The organism is Paraburkholderia fungorum, assembly GCF_003610895.1.
Taxonomy (GTDB): Bacteria; Pseudomonadota; Gammaproteobacteria; order Burkholderiales; family Burkholderiaceae; genus Paraburkholderia; species Paraburkholderia fungorum_B.
The window spans coordinates 215009-231752 of sequence record NZ_MCAS01000034.1; the positions used below are offsets into that span (position 1 = coordinate 215009).

General features: G+C 62.3%; 14 protein-coding genes. 8 read left to right on the plus strand and 6 right to left on the minus strand.

The window, feature by feature from the left end:
- Nucleotides 1–66 precede the first annotated feature (66 nt).
- Both BCY88_RS27580 and BCY88_RS27585 read right to left on the minus strand, forming a co-directional pair.
- On the minus strand, nt 67–1164 hold the full coding sequence (locus BCY88_RS27580; protein WP_120347325.1) for an HAD family hydrolase: 1098 nt from the start codon (nt 1162–1164) through the stop codon (nt 67–69).
- Nucleotides 1165–1251: 87 nt separating this feature from the next.
- A complete protein-coding gene (locus BCY88_RS27585; RefSeq protein WP_120347459.1) occupies nt 1252–2373 on the minus strand; it encodes a formylglycine-generating enzyme family protein in 1122 nt (373 codons plus the stop codon).
- Nucleotides 2374–2804: 431 nt separating this feature from the next.
- On the opposite strand from BCY88_RS27585, the gene BCY88_RS27590 reads away from it, so the two are divergent.
- From BCY88_RS27590 to BCY88_RS27620, 7 genes are all read left to right on the plus strand, one after another.
- Nucleotides 2805–3764, plus strand: coding sequence for an AAA family ATPase (locus BCY88_RS27590; protein ID WP_120347326.1), 960 nt, complete (start codon nt 2805–2807; stop codon nt 3762–3764).
- 64 nt (nt 3765–3828) lie between these two features.
- Nucleotides 3829–4803 carry a DUF58 domain-containing protein gene (locus BCY88_RS27595; protein ID WP_259461534.1) on the plus strand — a complete coding sequence of 325 codons (975 nt, stop codon included), beginning with the start codon at nt 3829–3831 and terminating at the stop codon, nt 4801–4803.
- The gene (locus BCY88_RS27600; protein WP_120347327.1) at nt 4800–5330 is read left to right on the plus strand and encodes a DUF4381 domain-containing protein; all 531 of its coding nucleotides are present in this window, start codon (nt 4800–4802) and stop codon (nt 5328–5330) included. Before BCY88_RS27595 ends, BCY88_RS27600 begins: the two co-directional genes overlap by 4 nt.
- Complete coding sequence (locus tag BCY88_RS27605; RefSeq protein ID WP_120347328.1) at nt 5317–6354, plus strand: vWA domain-containing protein; 1038 nt, start codon at nt 5317–5319, stop codon at nt 6352–6354. Before BCY88_RS27600 ends, BCY88_RS27605 begins: the two co-directional genes overlap by 14 nt.
- Nucleotides 6344–7936, plus strand: a complete 1593-nt coding sequence (locus tag BCY88_RS27610; protein ID WP_120347329.1) for a vWA domain-containing protein — start codon at nt 6344–6346, stop codon at nt 7934–7936. Before BCY88_RS27605 ends, BCY88_RS27610 begins: the two co-directional genes overlap by 11 nt.
- Nucleotides 7933–9279 (plus strand): BatD family protein, encoded by a 1347-nt coding sequence (locus BCY88_RS27615; protein ID WP_120347330.1) that lies wholly within the window; start codon nt 7933–7935, stop codon nt 9277–9279. Before BCY88_RS27610 ends, BCY88_RS27615 begins: the two co-directional genes overlap by 4 nt.
- A gap of 237 nt (nt 9280–9516) precedes the next feature.
- Entirely contained in the window at nt 9517–10308 is a 792-nt protein-coding gene (locus tag BCY88_RS27620) for an MHYT domain-containing protein (RefSeq protein WP_120347331.1), read from the plus strand.
- 116 nt (nt 10309–10424) lie between these two features.
- Here the strand turns inward: BCY88_RS27620 and BCY88_RS27625 are convergent, their stop codons facing one another.
- On the minus strand, nt 10425–10616 hold the full coding sequence (locus BCY88_RS27625; protein ID WP_120347461.1) for a hypothetical protein: 192 nt from the start codon (nt 10614–10616) through the stop codon (nt 10425–10427).
- A 133-nt stretch (nt 10617–10749) separates the two neighbouring features.
- Between BCY88_RS27625 and BCY88_RS27630 the strand changes: the two genes are divergently transcribed.
- Nucleotides 10750–12597: an ABC transporter transmembrane domain-containing protein gene (locus BCY88_RS27630; RefSeq protein ID WP_120347332.1), complete on the plus strand. Its 1848-nt coding sequence runs from the start codon at nt 10750–10752 to the stop codon at nt 12595–12597.
- Nucleotides 12598–12683: 86 nt separating this feature from the next.
- Here BCY88_RS27630 and BCY88_RS27635 read toward each other — a convergent pair whose 3' ends face one another.
- The 3 genes from BCY88_RS27635 to BCY88_RS27645 form a co-directional block, all read right to left on the minus strand.
- Nucleotides 12684–13997, minus strand: a complete 1314-nt coding sequence (locus BCY88_RS27635; RefSeq protein WP_120347333.1) for an MFS transporter — start codon at nt 13995–13997, stop codon at nt 12684–12686.
- A 60-nt stretch (nt 13998–14057) separates the two neighbouring features.
- Nucleotides 14058–15614 (minus strand): amidase, encoded by a 1557-nt coding sequence (locus BCY88_RS27640; RefSeq protein WP_120347334.1) that lies wholly within the window; start codon nt 15612–15614, stop codon nt 14058–14060.
- Between the two features lie 143 nt (nt 15615–15757).
- Nucleotides 15758–16453 carry a GntR family transcriptional regulator gene (locus BCY88_RS27645; protein ID WP_120347335.1) on the minus strand — a complete coding sequence of 232 codons (696 nt, stop codon included), beginning with the start codon at nt 16451–16453 and terminating at the stop codon, nt 15758–15760.
- Between the last annotated feature and the right edge of the window lie 291 nt (nt 16454–16744).

A 16744-nucleotide genomic window follows, 5' to 3' on the forward strand; every position in this document is an offset into this window, starting at 1 on the left:
GCCGCAAGCTGCACGCGGCTCGCGTTTTCTTATGTCCTCTTGCGTCCTGTTCGGTTTGCTTATTGCTTAATGCTTCGGCGCGGGATAGATGGTTTGCCAGTCGTCCTTCATGCTGACCACGGTCCAGCCGTCGGCGATGGCTTCGTCCCACGCCTTGTCGAGCTTGCCGATTTTCGACGTGCGGTCGTACGCGAATTCGCGCACGGCGTCGTCGTGATGCACCAGCAGGGCAAGGTGCGGGCCGCTGCCGGACGCGGTGTACTGGAGCATTTGCAGATCGCCGTCCGAATTGCCGAACGCGAGAATCGGCTTGCGGCCGATGCTCCGATAGATGCCGACCGGTTTGCCGGGACCGTCGTCGACGAAATCGATTTTCGGCTGGCGCACCAGCGTGCCTTGACCGTCACGCATCTGGTACTGCACGACCTGGCTTGAGCCGATCACCTGCTCGGGGGGAATGCCATACGCTTTCTCGACCCACGGCCGCATGAACTCGATGGTGCCGCCCGACACGATGAAGGTCTTGAAGCCATTGGCGCGCAGATAGGCGAGCAATTCCAGTTGCGGTTGATAGACGAGTTCGGTGTAGGGGCGGTTGAATTTCGGATGCCGGGCGCTGACCAGCCAGTCGCGGATGGTCTTGTCGTACTCGTCCACAGTCATGCCGCTATTGGCGAGCGCGACCAGTTGCAGCACCTGTTTCTGCTGGCTCGCCAGCGCGGCGTAGTCTTTGGCGACCAGCGCCTTGAAGGCCGGATTGTTCTTCCACTCGGGATGCTTCGGCGCTGCCGCTTTCACCTGATCGAGCATGAAGGCGAACTGGAAATAGAGCGGCTGTTCGCTCCAGAGCGTGCCGTCATTGTCGAACACGGCAATGCGCTTTTCAGGCGGCACGTAGTTCGGCGAGCCTTCACGGGTGACGTCGGCGACAAACTTTTGAATCGTCTGTTTGGCCGCGCCGTCGCGCCACGATGGCAGCGCGGCGCTTGAACTGACGGCCGGCGGCGACGCGCTCGCGCCACCGGACGTGGTGCAGGCGGCGGCGCCGAGCGCGACGCCGAGCGAAATCAACGCAACACGAGCGACACTGAATACCGACCTGAGCGCAGGGCGGATCGGCCCCCCGACACGTTGCAAGCACTTCGATCGACAGTTCGACTGCATCCGAGCTCCATTCTGTTTGCACAATTCCACGACCCGCGAGCAATAGCGCGCGGAAGAAATGCGACCAACTCAAAGGGGCAGTGCGTTCTAGCTTCCGTCCGCGCCTGCTGCGCGAGCCGACGCTTGACGTGCAAGCGGTTGCTTCCAGGTGTCTTCGTCCATCACGAGGCGAAAACCGAGATGCGACATGCTGTTGTAGGGGTCGGTGCCGCGCCGCGCACTCGGACGGTAGCTCAGGCAGTAGGTTTCATTGCACAGGAACGAGCCGCCGCGCGTCACGCGCTTGGGAGCGTTCACGGGGACGCCCTGATCGGCCGGGTCCCATGAATCGCGCGGGCCGGCCGGGTTGTCGATCGTGCTGGTGTTCACCGCTTCGCGCCGGAACTGATCGGCGCGATACCAGTCGGCCACCCACTGCCAGGCATTGCCGGTCATGTCGGAGAGCCCGTAGCCGTTCGCCGGAAAGGTGCCGACCGGACTCGTGCCCAGAGCGCCGCCCGCCTTGGGGCTGACCACCGGGAATGACTGCACCTGCTGGCCTTGCCAGACGTTGGCCATCTGCTTGCCATCCGGTGCGAACTGATTGCCCCAGGCGTAGGTGGCCTGTTCGAGTCCGCCGCGCGCGGCGAACTCCCATTCGGCTTCGGTGGGCAGGCGTTTGCCGACCCATTTCGCATAGGCCTGCGCATCTTCGTAGGAAACCTGAACAACCGGATGATCGTCTTTACCGGCGATGTTGCTCTCCGGTCCAGTGGGGTGACGCCAGTTCGCGCCGGGCACATAGCGCCACCACTGCGAATAGTCTTCGAGCGGCACCGGGTGATTCGTGCCGACGAATACCATTGCGCCCGCAACCATTGCACTGTCAGGCGGACGTGGCGTGCCGGGCGGCAATTGCACCTTTAAGGTATCCCAATCGGGTTTCTTCTCGGCCGTCGTGACGTAGCTGGTCGCTTCTACGAATTTCCGGAATTCGGCATTGGTGACGTGATGACGGTCCATCCAGAAACCGTGTACGCGCACCTTGTGAGCAGGGCGTTCGTTGGGCTGCGCCTGCTTCGAGTCGCTGCCCATCAGGAATTGTCCGCCGGGCACCCAGGCCATGCCGAGTGGACCGTGGGTTCCGTCGCCATAGACAACTTGCGCATGAGGCTGAGTGTGCGAAGTGACGGCCCAACTGACCGCTGCGCCGACGCATGCAGGAAGCATGACGAGAAGCCCGCCCCACAAGAGCAGTTTGCGATAGCGCGCAGCGCGCACCGGGTTCGCGGGAGGCGTGCCTGTAGAGCGGGCAGCCGTTACCGTGCCTCGTTTTCCTGAACTCATCATCCCTTCTCTCTCAGGGTGAAGCTGCTGGCCCTTATCGAACACGGCCAGTTCTCATTGGCACTGAAGAAGCTTAGCGATACGGAATAACGATTGACGCCGGTAACCAATGCGCCGGGTGAAGCTTAACAAAACGTAAGACGCAGGCTAGCAATTTTTCAAGCACATTTCACTCTTTTTTTTTGTGGGCATGAAACTTTGACGGAATGAGCTTCGTGCATTAACGTGTCTGGCGGCGAGTATTGATACCCAAGGACGATATCCAAGGACACCAAAGTTGTTCCACCATCAAAAGAATGGGGAAATCGAGAGCCATGCGCGAAACTGTGTTGCGCTTTGAGTCGGGCGTCAATGAAGCCGTAGTGGGTCAGCAGGCGGTGGTCCGGCAGGTATTGATCGCGCTGCTGGCCGACGGGCATGTGTTGCTCGAGAGCCTGCCCGGACTTGCCAAAACGCGTACCGTCAAAGCGATTGCCACTCGTCTGGCGGCTACCATGAGCCGTATTCAGTTCACACCCGACCTGTTGCCGTCCGACATCACTGGCGCCGAAACACTGCTGCAAAGCGGCACGGAGCGCACGCTCAGTTTTCAGCCTGGCCCGATCTTCGGCAATCTGATTCTTGCGGATGAAATTAACCGCGCTCCGGCAAAGGTTCAATCCGCATTATTAGAGGCCATGGAGGAAAGGCAGATATCTGTAGCGGGAAAAACCCATCGAATGGCGGATCTGTTTCTTGTTATGGCCACACAGAATCCGATCGAACAGGAAGGCACATATCCATTGCCTGAAGCGCAAATGGACCGGTTTCTTTTTAAAGTGCTAATTACATATCCGTCGCCGCAAAGCGAGACCGACATGTTGCGGCTACTGCGGCGCGAAAGCGGCAATGCCGCCGCCGCGCCCAATGTTCTCGCGCAGGATGTCATTTTCGCGGTGCGTGAAGAAATCAGGCAGATCGCGGTTGCGCCGGCGATAGACGACTACATTGTGTCGCTCGTCAATGCCACGCGGCACGCCACGGAACTCGACGCCGATCTGGGCAAATGGATCGAAATCGGTGCGAGCCCGCGCGGCTCGATCGGCCTCGACCGTGCGAGCCGCGTGCAGGCCTGGCTGCAGGATCGCAAATTCGTCACGCCCGACGACGTGCGCGCCGTCATTCATCCGGTACTGCGGCATAGGCTGATCCTGTCTTACGACGCCAATGCCGAGAACGTCAGCGCAGACGCCGTGGTCGACCGGCTGATCGAAAAGGTTGCCGTGCCGGCCTGACATCTGCTGCCTGGCGCATGGCGCACCAGGCATCGTCGCATCGTCGCGAGGAATCGCCGTGGTCATGATGTCCGAATCTGCGAACGCTGCAGCATCAGCCGATGGCCGTGTCTATATCGACGCAGCGCATCTGGCGAAACTCCAGTTTCATGCTCGCGGGCTGAGCTTTATCGCTCCCGCGCCGGTATCGAGTGTGCTGTCGGGCAGTCACGCGTCACGCTTGCGTGGCCGCGGGCTCAATTTCGAGGAGATTCGCGCTTACCTGCCTGGTGACGATATCCGTCACATCGACTGGAAGGTTTCGTTACGCCTCGGCAAGCCGCAGATTCGCGCCTATACCGAAGAGCGCGACCGGCCGCTGCTGGTGGTGGTCGATCAGCGTATGAGCATGTTTTTTGGGTCGCGCCGCGCGTTCAAGTCGGTAGTGGCCGCGGAAGTGGCGGCGCTTGCCGTGTGGATGGGCTTCACGGCCGGCGATCGGGTCGGCGGCGTGCTGTTCAACGATAGCCGGATCGTGCGGGTGAAGCCGCTGCGCAGCCATAGCCGGATCAATGTTCTGTTCGGTGCGCTTGCCGCGATGAATCGCACGCTACATGCCGATAGCGAAGCGCGCACCGACTACGCTCAACTGAACACGGCACTCGAAGGCGTGCTGCAATTAGCCGGCCACGACTACCTTATTTGCATCATCAGCGATTTTGCGGGCGCGAACGAACGCACGCAGCGGCTGCTGCGGCAACTGTCGGTGCACAACGACGTCGTTGCGGCAATGATCTTCGATCCTTTGTGGCAGCGCATGCCCGAACATCGTGCGCTGGTGGTCAGCGAAGGGCATCTGCAGGTGGAACTGCGGATCGAGCAGGAGCGGGTCCGCGCGCCGCTGTCGAGCCTGTTCAATGGCCGCACCGCCGAAGTGGCGGAGTTGCTGCGCTCGAGCGGTGTGCCGCTGATGGCCCTCTCGACGGCGGAGCCGACGGTCGATCAGGTGCGGCGTCTCTTCGGTCAGCGCGCGCGGACGGCCACGGGGAGCGGTCTATGAGCGACGCATCGCTCGTTCCACCTGATTCGTCAGGACAACTCAAGCCGTTGCAGGAACTGCCGCTGCCGGAAACGGTGTCGTACGCGCCGCACACCATCGGCTGGGTGTTCGTTGCCGTCCTGCTGGTGGCGGCACTGGGCGTCGCGCTCTGGTTATTCTTGCGCCGTCGCGAGAAGCAGCGCTACCGGCGCGTCGCACTCAGCGAACTGGCGAGCATCGAAGCCAGTCTCGCGTCGGCCCACGCGGATCGCGAACAGCGCGCGCACGCGCTTGCGGCGATACCGCGCCTGATCAAGCGGACCGCGCTCGCGGTCGCGCCGCGCGAGCAGGTTGCCGCGCTGACCGGTGGCGAATGGCTCGCGTTTTTGCAACGCACGCATGGCCGCTTCGACGCCGGCAGCGGGGTGCTCCTCGAACTGGCGAGCTATGCGCCGCCCGAGGTGGTTGCCGCAATCTCCGAAGGCGATGCGGCAGCGCTTATCGGCCATGCACGCGACTGGATCGAACATCATCATGTGGAAGTTTGATTTTCCATGGCTGTTCGCGCTGCTGCCGCTGCCGCTTCTCGTGTGGTGGCTCGTGCCGGCGTACCGCACCCGTGCCTCCGCGGTGCGCGTGCCGTTCTTTCATGAAATGGCGCAGGCTGCCGGCGAGAAACCGGCGCCCGGCGGCGTGCGGCTGCGCCGTAACTGGCTGCAACGTTTGCTCATGCCGTTGCTGTGGGCGTTGCTGGTGGTCGCCGCAGCCAAACCCGTCTATGTCGAAGCACCGATCGTGCGCGAAGAACCCGCGCGCGATCTGATGCTCGCCATCGACCTGTCGGGTTCGATGGCGACGCGCGATTTTGTCGATGCCACCGGCGCCCGGATGGACCGGTTCACCGCGGTCAAACGTGTGGTGGCCGATTTCATCGCGAAACGCAAGGGCGATCGTCTCGGCCTTGTCGTGTTCGGCGACGCCGCCTATCCACAGGCGCCGCTCACGCTCGATCACGACGCCGTGCAGATTCTGCTCGACCAGATGCAGATCGGCATGGCGGGGCCGCGCACCGCCATCGGCGATGCGATCGGTCTGACAGTCAAGCTGATGGAGAACTCGCCGGCTCAGGAGAAGGTCTTGATTCTGCTGACCGACGGCAACGACACCAGCAGCGCCATTCCGCCGGAACGCGCCGCTGAGATAGCCAAAGATCACAAATTAGTGATCCATACGATTGGAATTGGCGATCCGGATACGACTGGCGAGGACAAGGTCGATCTCGATGCGCTCGCCCGCATTTCGAACATCACCGGAGGCCGTGCGTTTCGCGCGCTTGGCCGGCAGCAGGACCTGGCCGACGTCTATGCCACGCTCGATAGACTCACGCCCGAGAAGGTGAAGCGCGAAATTTACCGGCCGCAGCGCGATTTCTACTGGATGCCGGTCGGATTGGCCGTGGCGTTTTTCGCGCTGTATCACGTGCTGGCGCTGCTGATTGCGATGCTGCGCGCGCCGCGTCGCGAGCCACCACCGGAACGCGTGAGCCTCGCGGAGGTTCGTCGTGGAAATTGATCTGACGGCTTTCCATTTTCTGCGGCCGGGATGGTTGCTGCTGCTGATTCCCGCCGTGCTGCTGCCGCTCGCCTGGTTTCGCCGTAACAGCGTGCGTGCGCGGTGGCGCAACGTGATCGATCCAGTTCTGCTGGAACATCTGATCGTCGGCGATACGAAGCGCCGCGTGATTCAGCCGGTTCACACGCTCGGTCTGCTGCTCGGCATCGGCGCGCTTGCCGCGGCGGGGCCGACCTGGCAGCAGGAGCGCCCGCCGTTCAATCAGGACAAGGCGCCGCTCGTCGTCGTACTTGAACTCGCGCAGTCGATGGACGCAACCGATGTCGCGCCTACGCGGCTCGAGCGTGCCAAACAGAAAGTGCTCGATCTGGCGAAGGCGCGTAAAGGGGCGCGCACCGGTCTGGTGGTGTTCGCCGCGACGGGCCACCTCGTTGTGCCGCCCACCGAGGACCCGGCCATGCTCGACCTCTATGTGCCGGCGCTGTCGCCTTCGCTGATGCCACGCGACGGCAAGAACGCGACGGCCGGACTCGATGCAGCCGAGCGGCTTCTCGCGAAGGATCCCACTGCGGGCACGATCGTCTTCATGAGCGACGGCTTCGATACGAACCAGACCGACGCGTTCGTGCAGAAGGCCAAAACACTGCGTCATCAACTGCTATGGCTGGCTGTCGGAACGGCAAACGGCGGCCCGATACGCGGCCCCGACGGCATGATCGCGATGGACCCCGAAGGGCACCCGCTAATGGGCACCTTCGACGCCGACGCGATCCGCAAGGTCGCGGATGAAGCCGGTATTCCGCTCGCCAGCATGCGCGTGGACGACGATGACGTGGTGTGGGTCCAGCACCGCGCGCAGGCCTACCTTGCGCAAGTGGAGGAGTCGAAGATCGTGCCGCACTGGAAAGAAACGGGCTATTGGCTCGTCGTTCCATTGCTGCTGCTCGCGCTGTGGAGTTGCCGGCGCGGCTGGAGCGTCAAGTGGCTTCCGGTGGTGCTGATCTCGCTCGCCTTCAGCGCCATTCCCCGTCATGCTCAGGCCGCCGAATGGCACTGGATCGATCTGTTCGCGACGCACGATCAGCAGGGTCGCTGGAAGTTCGATCATGGCGACTACAAGGCGGCCGCGCAGCACTTCGACGATCCGATGTGGAAGGGGCGCGCGCAATATCTCGCGGGCGACTATGCCGGCGCCCTTGCGAGTTTTTCGCGTCTGAAGACACCGCAAGCGTATTTCTACATGGGCAATACGCTCGCGCATCTCGACGACTACCCCGCCGCCATCAAGGCGTACGACAACGCCCTCCAGCTTCAGCCCACGCTGCGCGAAGCCGCGACCAATCGCGCATTCCTGCAGCGCCTGCTCGCAAAAGACGAGCAGGATGAAATGGACCCGGAAGAGGACCCGCCCGATCAGGTGCAGACCGACAAGAAGAAAGGACGGGGCACGTCGACCGTGATCGAAGGGGCGCCACGTCCGAGTGAAGACCTCTGGATGCGCAATCTGAATACCTCGCCAGCGGTTTTTTTGCAGCAGCGCTTTGAGGCCGAGTCCGATGCAAAAGGAGCGGGCACGCCATGACAGTGGCTTTGCGGCAGCTTCTGCTCGTCATCGTCTGGCTCGGCGCGGCTTGCGCTTCAACTGCAGCTTTTGCAGATCCCGCGCCGCGGACCATGATTCGCGCGCATCTCGAACCTGCCGGTCCGGTTGTCGCGGGCAGCGAGGTCAAACTGGTTGTCGATCTGCTCACGACCGCCTGGTTTACCGAGGCGCCGAACTGGCCGCTCTTCACCGTCGCTGACGCGATCGTAAGCTTGCCGGACGAGCAGGCCGACAACCTTTCCGAAGACATCGACGGCGTGCGCTGGTTCGGCGTGAGCCGGGCGTATCGCATCGCCCCTCAGGCGGGCAAGACTTATGACATCCCACCGTTCGCGATCACCGTCTATCCAGGCGGCATGACGACGCCGGTGCAACTCATGACGCCCGCGCTGAAACTCGTGGCGACCTTGCCGCCGGGTGCGCAGAGCATGGCGGTGTTCTTTCCGACAACGAAACTGACGGCCACGCAGAAAATCGAGCCGTCGACCGAGCAGTTGCGGATAGGCGATTCGATTACGCGCAGCATCACGCAAAGCGCGGCGGGCACTGAGTCGATGCTGATTCCGCCGGTGAGTCTGGGCGAGGTCGACGGCTTGAAGCGTTACCCCAGATCGCCCACCACCCGCAACGTCGTGCAGGACCGGGTGGGGCTGGTCGCGGGAGAGCGAACCGACAGCGTGACCTATATCGCCGATCACAGCGGCCGGTTCAAGCTGCCGCCCGTGACAATCGAATGGTGGAACACAAAGACGCAAAAGAAAGAGACGATCGAGTTGCCGGGGGTGACCTTTTCCGCATCCAGCTCGCGCGAGAAACCCCTCTTCGAGATCCCCGCCGATGTGATGAGCCAGGGTCTGTCGCATCGGATCATTGTGATTCACAGCGGGCAATTGATCGCCGCCTGTGCGATCGCGCTGGGGTTTTTCCTGGCGCTGTGGGCACGTGGGGGCATCGCCCTGTTTCTGCGGCGCGCAAAGCATCGGTTAAGCGACGCGCGAGAGCGATGGCGCGAAAGCGATGCGCTAGCGTGGCGCAGGTTATGCGCGGTGGCGCGCAAGGGCGAATGGCGGCTGACCATTCCGGCCTTGTATCGCTGGATGGATCGGAGCGGAGATTTTGGCCATCCGGCGCGTCTGGAAAACCTCGCTCGCGCGGACGACCCGAAAGTAGCGGAATTGACCGAGGCTGTGACCGTGCACTATGCCGACGGCATCGCGCGAGGATTCCGCTGGAAGGACACGGAATGGGCACTGCGGCGCGTCTGGAAAAAGAAAAAAATGCAGCAGGAAAGCCCGCCGCTTCCGCCACTCAATGAGTACTAGCCACCAGAAACGGAAAATAGAAATCCGTCTCGATCGATTGTGCTCACGAAAGCGCACGGGGCGCGTTTAGAATACGCCAGATGCCGGGGGATTCGGCGGCACAAAGAAATCCAGAACGCATTCATCACCGCACTGGCCAGTGCGATTTATAGAGAGCAGTTCTTCGTCGGCCTGGCGGCCGTGGGAGGCTGTCGATAAACGGTAATCGAGCTTTCATCAAGGAGCCGCCGACCCATCATGCAGAGCCACTACAACCTGGGGCTAGTCGCCGTTTCACTTATCGTCGCGACGCTTGCTTCCTTCACCGCCATCGATCTTGCCGACCGGCTTTCCCTTCTGACCTACGCGCGTGCCCGGCACATCTGGCTGGCGGCCGGCGCGTTGGTCATGGGCATCGGCATCTGGTCAATGCACTTCATCGGGATGCTCTCGTTCTCTCTAAGCATTCCGATTGGCTACGATTTCGCCATCACCTGTTATTCGCTCGTTATCGCGGTAGTCGTCTCCGGGTTTGCGTTGCATGTCGTCACGCAGGAACGTCTGAAGCTGTCCCATTTGCTCGTCGGTGGGGTCCTGATGGGTTTCGGGATCGCCGGCATGCACTACATGGGGATGGCGGCGATGCTGATGAGCCCCACGATCAGCTACGAACCCAGTATTTTCGCTGCGTCGATTGTCATTGCAATCGCTGCCTCCACGGTGGCGCTGTGGGTCGCGCACACGCTGCGCGGCGTGGATCAGCACCATGTGATGCGCAAGCGCGTTGCTGCGGCCTGTGTGATGGGTATTGCCATCACCGGCATGCATTACACCGGCATGGCCGCGGCGAATTTCCCCGTTGGATCGGTGTGCGGCGCGGCGAACGGCGTCAAGCCTCAATGGCTCGCTGCCGCCGTCATTCCGTTTGCGTTCGCGATTCTCCTCGTGACGCTGCTGCTTTCCCGCCTCGATGCGAGAGCCGATTTTCTCGCCAGTTCGGTCGCCCGGCTCAACGAGCAGATCGATCGTATGCGGGGGCCGATTCCTTGAGTGGTCCGCGCAATCGCGCAGCGTCGGTGCAACGAACTGACGCCGCGGTTCAGTTTCAACGCTCTGTCAGGCTGCACGCGACTACGTCTGAAAACAACCGGCCCTAAGCGCACCGCCTAGCGGCGTCCGCTGCGGCCCCACACGTAGCGCACCCAGCGCTGCCACCGGCTGCGCTGCGGCGCGACAGCGTGGTGCGATGCCTGCTCTTCGCGGTCGCGCTCGACGCTCTTGTGCACCTGTTCGTGGATCTGACGCAGCGTCATGCCGCCGGGGCCTTTCAGTTTGTCGGGATCGGTGTCGTCTGTCATGGGAATGGCCTCGTGCGGGTGAGTCGATTCGATCTTGATACAGATGGATAGCCACGGCAAGCACATCAGAGCCGCCTTGGAATCCACAGGACTGGCACAATCTGGGTGACCTCCGATTCGCTTGGGAATCTTCATGTCAGACGCTGTCCCGCCTTCCTCATTGTCACCGCCTTCGCCGTCTTCGTCAGCCTCACGGCGTATTGGCCCTCTGTTCGCCCTGTTTCCCTTCCTGCGGCCCTATGCCGGCCGCTGGGCGCTCGCGTTCCTCGCGCTGGTGACCTCGGCGGGCGCCACCCTGGTGTTGCCGGTGGCTTTCAAATACCTGATCGATCGTGGCTTCGCGAGCGGCGACCGGGCGCACATCGACCGCTATTTCCTCGCGCTCTTTGTCGTTTCACTGGTACTTGCCGGCGCCACCGCCGCACGTTTTTATCTCGTGTCATGGTTGGGCGAGCGGGTTACAGCGGACTTGCGGCGCGCGGTCTATAACCACGTACTGGGAATGAGTCCGCAGTTCTTCGAGACCACGCAGACCGGCGAGGTGCTGTCACGCCTCACCGCCGACACCACCTTGATCCAGGCGGTGGTGGGCACCAGCCTGTCGCTGGGACTGCGCAACTTCTTCCTGTTGACCGGCGGCCTGACGATGCTGGCGGTGACGAGCCCGGTCTTGTCCGGTTACATCATCGCGACGCTGATCGTGGTGGTGGCGCCTATCGTGATCTTTGGCCGGCGCGTGCGACGGCTCTCGCGCGCGAGCCAGGACAAGATCGCGAACACGAGCGCGCTGGCGGGCGAGGTGCTCAATGCCATGCCGACCGTGCAGTCATATACGCAAGAGCCCTTTGAGACGCGGCGTTTTGCCGGCGCAGTGGAGGCGGCCTTCGAGACCGCGCTCACGCGCATTCGCGCACGCGCGTGGTTGACCGCTGTGGTGATCGTGCTGGTGTTCACCGCCATCGTGTTCGTGCTGTGGCTCGGAGCGCAAGCCGTGCTGGCCGGGCGGATGACGGCGGGCCAATTGTCTCAGTTCATCCTTTACGCGGTATTTACGGCAGGCGCCGTGGGAGCGGTCGCCGAGGTATGGGGCGATCTGCAGCGCGCGGCCGGTGCGACCGAGCGCTTGCTGCAATTGCTGGCGGCGCGCTCGCCGGTGCAGGAGGCCGACACTACGGTTGCACTGCCGGCGCGAGGCGAGGGTATCCGCTTCGACAACGTCAGTTTTTCGTATCCGTCGCGCCCTGGCATCGCCGCGCTTTCCGCACTGTCTCTCGATGTTCGTCCGGGCGAGCATGTCGCTCTGGTGGGGCCGTCCGGCGCGGGCAAGACCACGCTGTTTCAACTGCTGCTGCGCTTTTACGATCCGCAGTCCGGCAGCATTCTGATCAACGGCGTTTCGACGCGCGATGTGCCGCTCGTCGAATTGCGCAAGGAAATCGGCGTGGTGCTGCAGGAATCGGTGATCTTTTCAGGGAGCGTGCTCGACAACATCCGCTACGGCGCGCCGGACGCGACGTTGGCGCAAGTACAACAAGCCGCCGACATGGCCGCCGCAGCCGGTTTTATCGAAGAATTGCCGCAGGGCTACGATACTTTTCTCGGCGAGCGTGGCGTGCGTCTGTCCGGTGGGCAGCGCCAACGTATTGCGATCGCGCGCGCGATCCTGAAGAATCCGCCCATCCTGCTGCTCGACGAAGCAACCAGCGCGCTCGATGCCGCCAGCGAACGGCTGGTGCAAAAGGCACTGGACAATGCCGCGCAGAATCGCACCACCCTGGTCATTGCGCACCGTCTCGCGACCGTGCAGCAGGCTGACCGCATTGTCGTGCTGGAACACGGCCGCATTGTGGCGCAGGGCCGGCATGCCGAGCTTTTACAGAGCTCGCCGCTTTATGCGCAGCTTGCTGCGTTGCAGTTCGGCGAGCAGTCGGGGCTGGCTGCACAGCGAGGTGCTCTGAGTGATCCGGTTGGCTCCGTGTGAACGATGTGAAGATACAGTCCGGGCCGCAAGGGGCGCCCGGAGGAAGCCATGCCGGCCCGGCGGTTACCGGGTCAGTTACAGCGGCGCTACTGACCCGCTTCGCGTTGCGGTGAAAGCGAGGTTACCGTCATATTCACGGGCTCCGCGGCGTCAGCCGCGACATCGTCAAGCCGGATGCCGTTCGTTTCAGGCAATCGCCACGCGGCGATGATCACGCAGAAATAACCCACACCTGCTACCAGGGGGATGGACCATCCCAGCGACAGGTACCCCGTGCTTAACCACCCTACACCGAACGGGAAAACCGAACCGATCACGCGCCCTACGTTGTAGGCCACCCCATAGCCGGTGGCGCGGATTTCATTCGGATAGGTTTCCGAAATGGTTGCGGCGATTCCGGAGAAGGTCCCCTGCATGAGCACGCCAAGCAGGAATCCCAGTAGCAACATCACCGTATTGGACGCGGGTATGGCCATGTAGGCGAGGCCCATCGTAAACGCGCCCGCCGCGAAGATCATGTACGTCAGCCGCCGGCCGATACGGTCCGACGAGTATGCCCCCAGCACGTAGCCGACAAAGGAGCCGAGAATCATCACGGTCAAATAGGTGCCGGTGCCGAAGATCGACAGGCCGCGCTCGGATTTCAGATAGGTCGGCATCCACGTTGCGATCGCATAATAGCCGCCTAGCATGCCGCCTGAGAGCAGACTGCAGAGAACAGTCTTGCCGAGCAGCGGACCGGAAAAAACGCGGCGCAGCCCGGCGGACATCGCCGGTGTGCCGCGCTGTTCGAGGGTGCGCGCGAACGAATCCGATTCTTGCAGATTGCGCCGCAAATAGATCACCAGCAAAGCCGGCAGTACGCCGATAAAGAAGCAACTGCGCCACGCCCATTGTGCCGGCAACCACGAAAACGTCGCGCTGTAGACGAGCGCGGCAGCGGCCCATCCAAACGAATAGCTGCTCGCCGTAAAACCGGAGTATTTCCCCCGATGTGCCGGATTCCTGATCATCTCCGTGACCAGCACCATGCAAAGTGACGATTCACCGCCGAATCCCAAGCCTTGCACCATGCGCAATACGGCGAGTTGGGCCGGCGAGTTGGCGAAGCCGCAGGCAAAACACGCAACCGCGAAGAGCGCGATGGTCCAGCGCAGGATCCGAACGCGTCCATAGCGATCGGCGAGCAATCCGGCACCGATGGCGCCGACCAGCGATGCGATCAGCGTGTACGTGACGATGCCGCCGGCCACCGCCTTGTTCATATGCCATGTCGTGACAAGGACCGGGATGAGAAACGAGTAGATCATGAAGTCATACACATCGACGGCGTGGCCCATGAACGCGCCGGCAAAAGCTTTCTTTTCGTTGCCCGATAGTGATTCGAACCAGACCATGATGGATGAACTCCGTAGCGAACTAATTCAGTGATTGCACAATGATTGCAGCCGGGATTAGGCTCAGGCGAACGCGCTGCGCGGCTCAGGCGGTGCGAATGCGTAGCCGGCGCCCTCGAGCAGCGCGGCAACGCGCAGCGAACGCAAGTCGTGGTAAAGCGGGGCAACGATCTGAACGCCGATGGGCAGCCCGCCGGCGGTGGTCCCTGCCGGCACGACGGTCGACGGTAATCCGCACAGGCCGGAGTGACCCGCCCAGAACAATTGCGTCGTCATTGGCTGAGCCCGGCCGTTGACATTCAAGGTGCGCTGCCAGGGCGCGCCGGCCTCGTCGAGCGGAAACGCGGCGGTGGCGGCAACCGGGCAAAGCAGGACATCGATATCGGCGAACAATTGGCGCCATGCTTCACAGAACGTTTCACGCAGTGCTTGCAGGCTTAACCATTCGCGGTGACGCAACACGGTGCCGACGTATTGCAGTCCTGCATAACTCGGGTCGTCGGCCGCAACCGTTTCGCTGGCAGCGAGTGCGGTGGTGAAAGCTCCGTCGTCCAGATAATGCGACGTCGAGGCACGCAGAAGCAGGATATAGGTACGCAGCAACTGGGCCGCGTCCAGCGCCGGGCGCGCGTCCCAGACCACAGTAGCGCTGGCATGCTTCAGTTGCTTGCCCAACTCGACGATGCATCGCTCGACCGGCTCGTCGACTTCGGCGAGCGGGTGATTGGCGAGCACGCCAAAGCGGAACGCGCGCAACTCGGCCTGCTCGCAGACAGGCAGCGCGAGCCGAATGGCGCTAGCCGCTGCACTCGTTGGGCCTGCGATCGTGTTCAGCACGAGTTCGAGATCCCGCGCCGAACGTGCGAGAGGGCCGGCCACGTTGATGTCGGGCACGGCCATGCCGCCGCCAAAACCATGCCCTTTCAGCGAAACGATGCCGTGCGTGCTCTTGTGAGAGAAGATTCCGCAGAAATGGGCCGGATTTCTGATCGACGATCCGACGTCGGAGCCGACATCGAAGAATGACATGCCGGCACACACGGCTGCCGCGCTGCCGCCGGAAGACCCGCCTGGTGTCCTGGAGGGATCGCGGGGATTGCGCGTCGTTCCGTACACGTCGTTATAGGTCTGCCAGTCACGCAGGTAAATCGGGACGTTGGTCTTACCGAGCAGCACTGCGCCGGCATCGAGCAGGCGCTTGACCACGTCGGAATGGGTGCCCGGCACGTTGCCGCGATGGGCAGGATCGCCGAGTGTGGTGGGCCATCCGCTGACGTCGAACGATTCTTTGATCGTGAAGGGGATACCGTGCAGCGGACTGCGCAATTGTCCGGCGCGGCGTTCACAATCGCGATCCCGGGCTGCGGCGTAGCTGGCGTCGAAGTCGGACACGACGATTGCGTTCAGGCGCGCATTGTCGGCCTGGAAGGCTGCTTCACACGAGGCGACCAGTGCTACTGCATCCACCTCGTCGTTGGCCATCGCTTCGGCCGCCTGGCAAAGCGTCGCGTAGCGGTAAGGGGCGGTGTTGCCCCGCGGCGCCGGATCTGGTGCGGGCGGCGGGGAGCAGGCTGAGGGGGCGCCGATGGCGCAATCCGGCTGCGAGAACGTGAGAGTCATGGGGCTCGCTGACAAAAATTTGGCATTAGTATTCTGTATACCGTCAATCGCCAAATTTAGTCTGTCAAGTCCCTGTCAGCCAGAAATGAAAGGAAAGTGTGCGCGACACCGTGCGCCGCGCGCATGAACAAAGAATGGGACGCTTAGCGCGCGTTCCTGTCGAGATAGTGCTGGGCGGCGCGCATGACATGCCGCTCCGCGAGCAATGCCGACAGCGTCGCGTCGCCAAACTGGACTGCGCGCAGGATCGCGGCATGTTCATCCCACGTCAGCCGGACCTCTTCGTCGCTCGGTTTGATGAACAGGACGCGGGTGCGGTCGCGCAGCGAACGCATCAGGTCGCCGAGAATCATGTTCGCCCCCGCGGCGTAGAGCAGATCGTGAAAGCGCGCGTTCAATTCCAGCAGGCCGGCGGTTTCACCGGCGTCCGCCTTGGCCTTGCCCTCGGTGAGCACCTCTTCGATCTTCTGGATCAGTTCCGGCGTGCGGTGTTCGGCCGCGAGCCGGGCGTTGAGCCCTTCGAGCGTGGCGCGAATCTGGATCATTTCACGCGCGGCGGATGGTTTGAGCGATGCCACGACCGCGCCGTGCCGCGGCCGAACCTCGACAAGTCCTTCGGAGGCCAGCGCGCGTAGCGCTTCACGCACAGGCACGCGCGACACTTCGAGCTCTTCGGCAAGGCGTCCTTCAACCAGACGCTCGCCAGGTGCATAGGTGCCCGACAGGATTGCTTCGCGCAAGCGTGCCACGACGAGCTGTGACAACTGCTTGTGCATGATGGGCGCGCCGGAAGTCTCCTGGGCGCCGGCCACTGCGGACATCTCCGCTTCGGTATTCATAGGGGTCTCCAACGGTCTTGCTGGTGGCGATGTCGTGCCACGAATTCTACCTCAGCGTCAACCGGGGAATACTGTAGACCTTATACCTTGCTGGTTCTGCGCGCCTTGGCGCACGGGCGATTGAACTAGTCGAGCGAATGGGAAAGGCATCTGAGTTTGTTGGTTATTTATGTATACATTGTACTTTTAACGTTGAATTCATGTGATTCATCCGGGTAAACGCTGTTATCTCTGTCGTTGATCTCGATGAATATAGTACATAGTATACCAGCTGTCCCTTCAAACCTTTCA

Coding starts and splice junctions, on each gene's coding strand:
- BCY88_RS27600 (WP_120347327.1), top strand. CDS start 4,800: ATGAGCGACGCATCGCTCGTTCCACCTGATTCGTCAGGACAACTCAAG.
- BCY88_RS27615 (WP_120347330.1), top strand. CDS start 7,933: ATGACAGTGGCTTTGCGGCAGCTTCTGCTCGTCATCGTCTGGCTCGGC.
- BCY88_RS27590 (WP_120347326.1), top strand. CDS start 2,805: ATGCGCGAAACTGTGTTGCGCTTTGAGTCGGGCGTCAATGAAGCCGTA.
- BCY88_RS27585 (WP_120347459.1), bottom strand. CDS start 2,373: ATGCTTCCTGCATGCGTCGGCGCAGCGGTCAGTTGGGCCGTCACTTCG.
- BCY88_RS27605 (WP_120347328.1), top strand. CDS start 5,317: ATGTGGAAGTTTGATTTTCCATGGCTGTTCGCGCTGCTGCCGCTGCCG.
- BCY88_RS27580 (WP_120347325.1), bottom strand. CDS start 1,164: ATGCAGTCGAACTGTCGATCGAAGTGCTTGCAACGTGTCGGGGGGCCG.
- BCY88_RS27645 (WP_120347335.1), bottom strand. CDS start 16,453: ATGAATACCGAAGCGGAGATGTCCGCAGTGGCCGGCGCCCAGGAGACT.
- BCY88_RS27625 (WP_120347461.1), bottom strand. CDS start 10,616: ATGACAGACGACACCGATCCCGACAAACTGAAAGGCCCCGGCGGCATG.
- BCY88_RS27595 (WP_259461534.1), top strand. CDS start 3,829: ATGATGTCCGAATCTGCGAACGCTGCAGCATCAGCCGATGGCCGTGTC.
- BCY88_RS27620 (WP_120347331.1), top strand. CDS start 9,517: ATGCAGAGCCACTACAACCTGGGGCTAGTCGCCGTTTCACTTATCGTC.
- BCY88_RS27640 (WP_120347334.1), bottom strand. CDS start 15,614: ATGACTCTCACGTTCTCGCAGCCGGATTGCGCCATCGGCGCCCCCTCA.
- BCY88_RS27630 (WP_120347332.1), top strand. CDS start 10,750: ATGTCAGACGCTGTCCCGCCTTCCTCATTGTCACCGCCTTCGCCGTCT.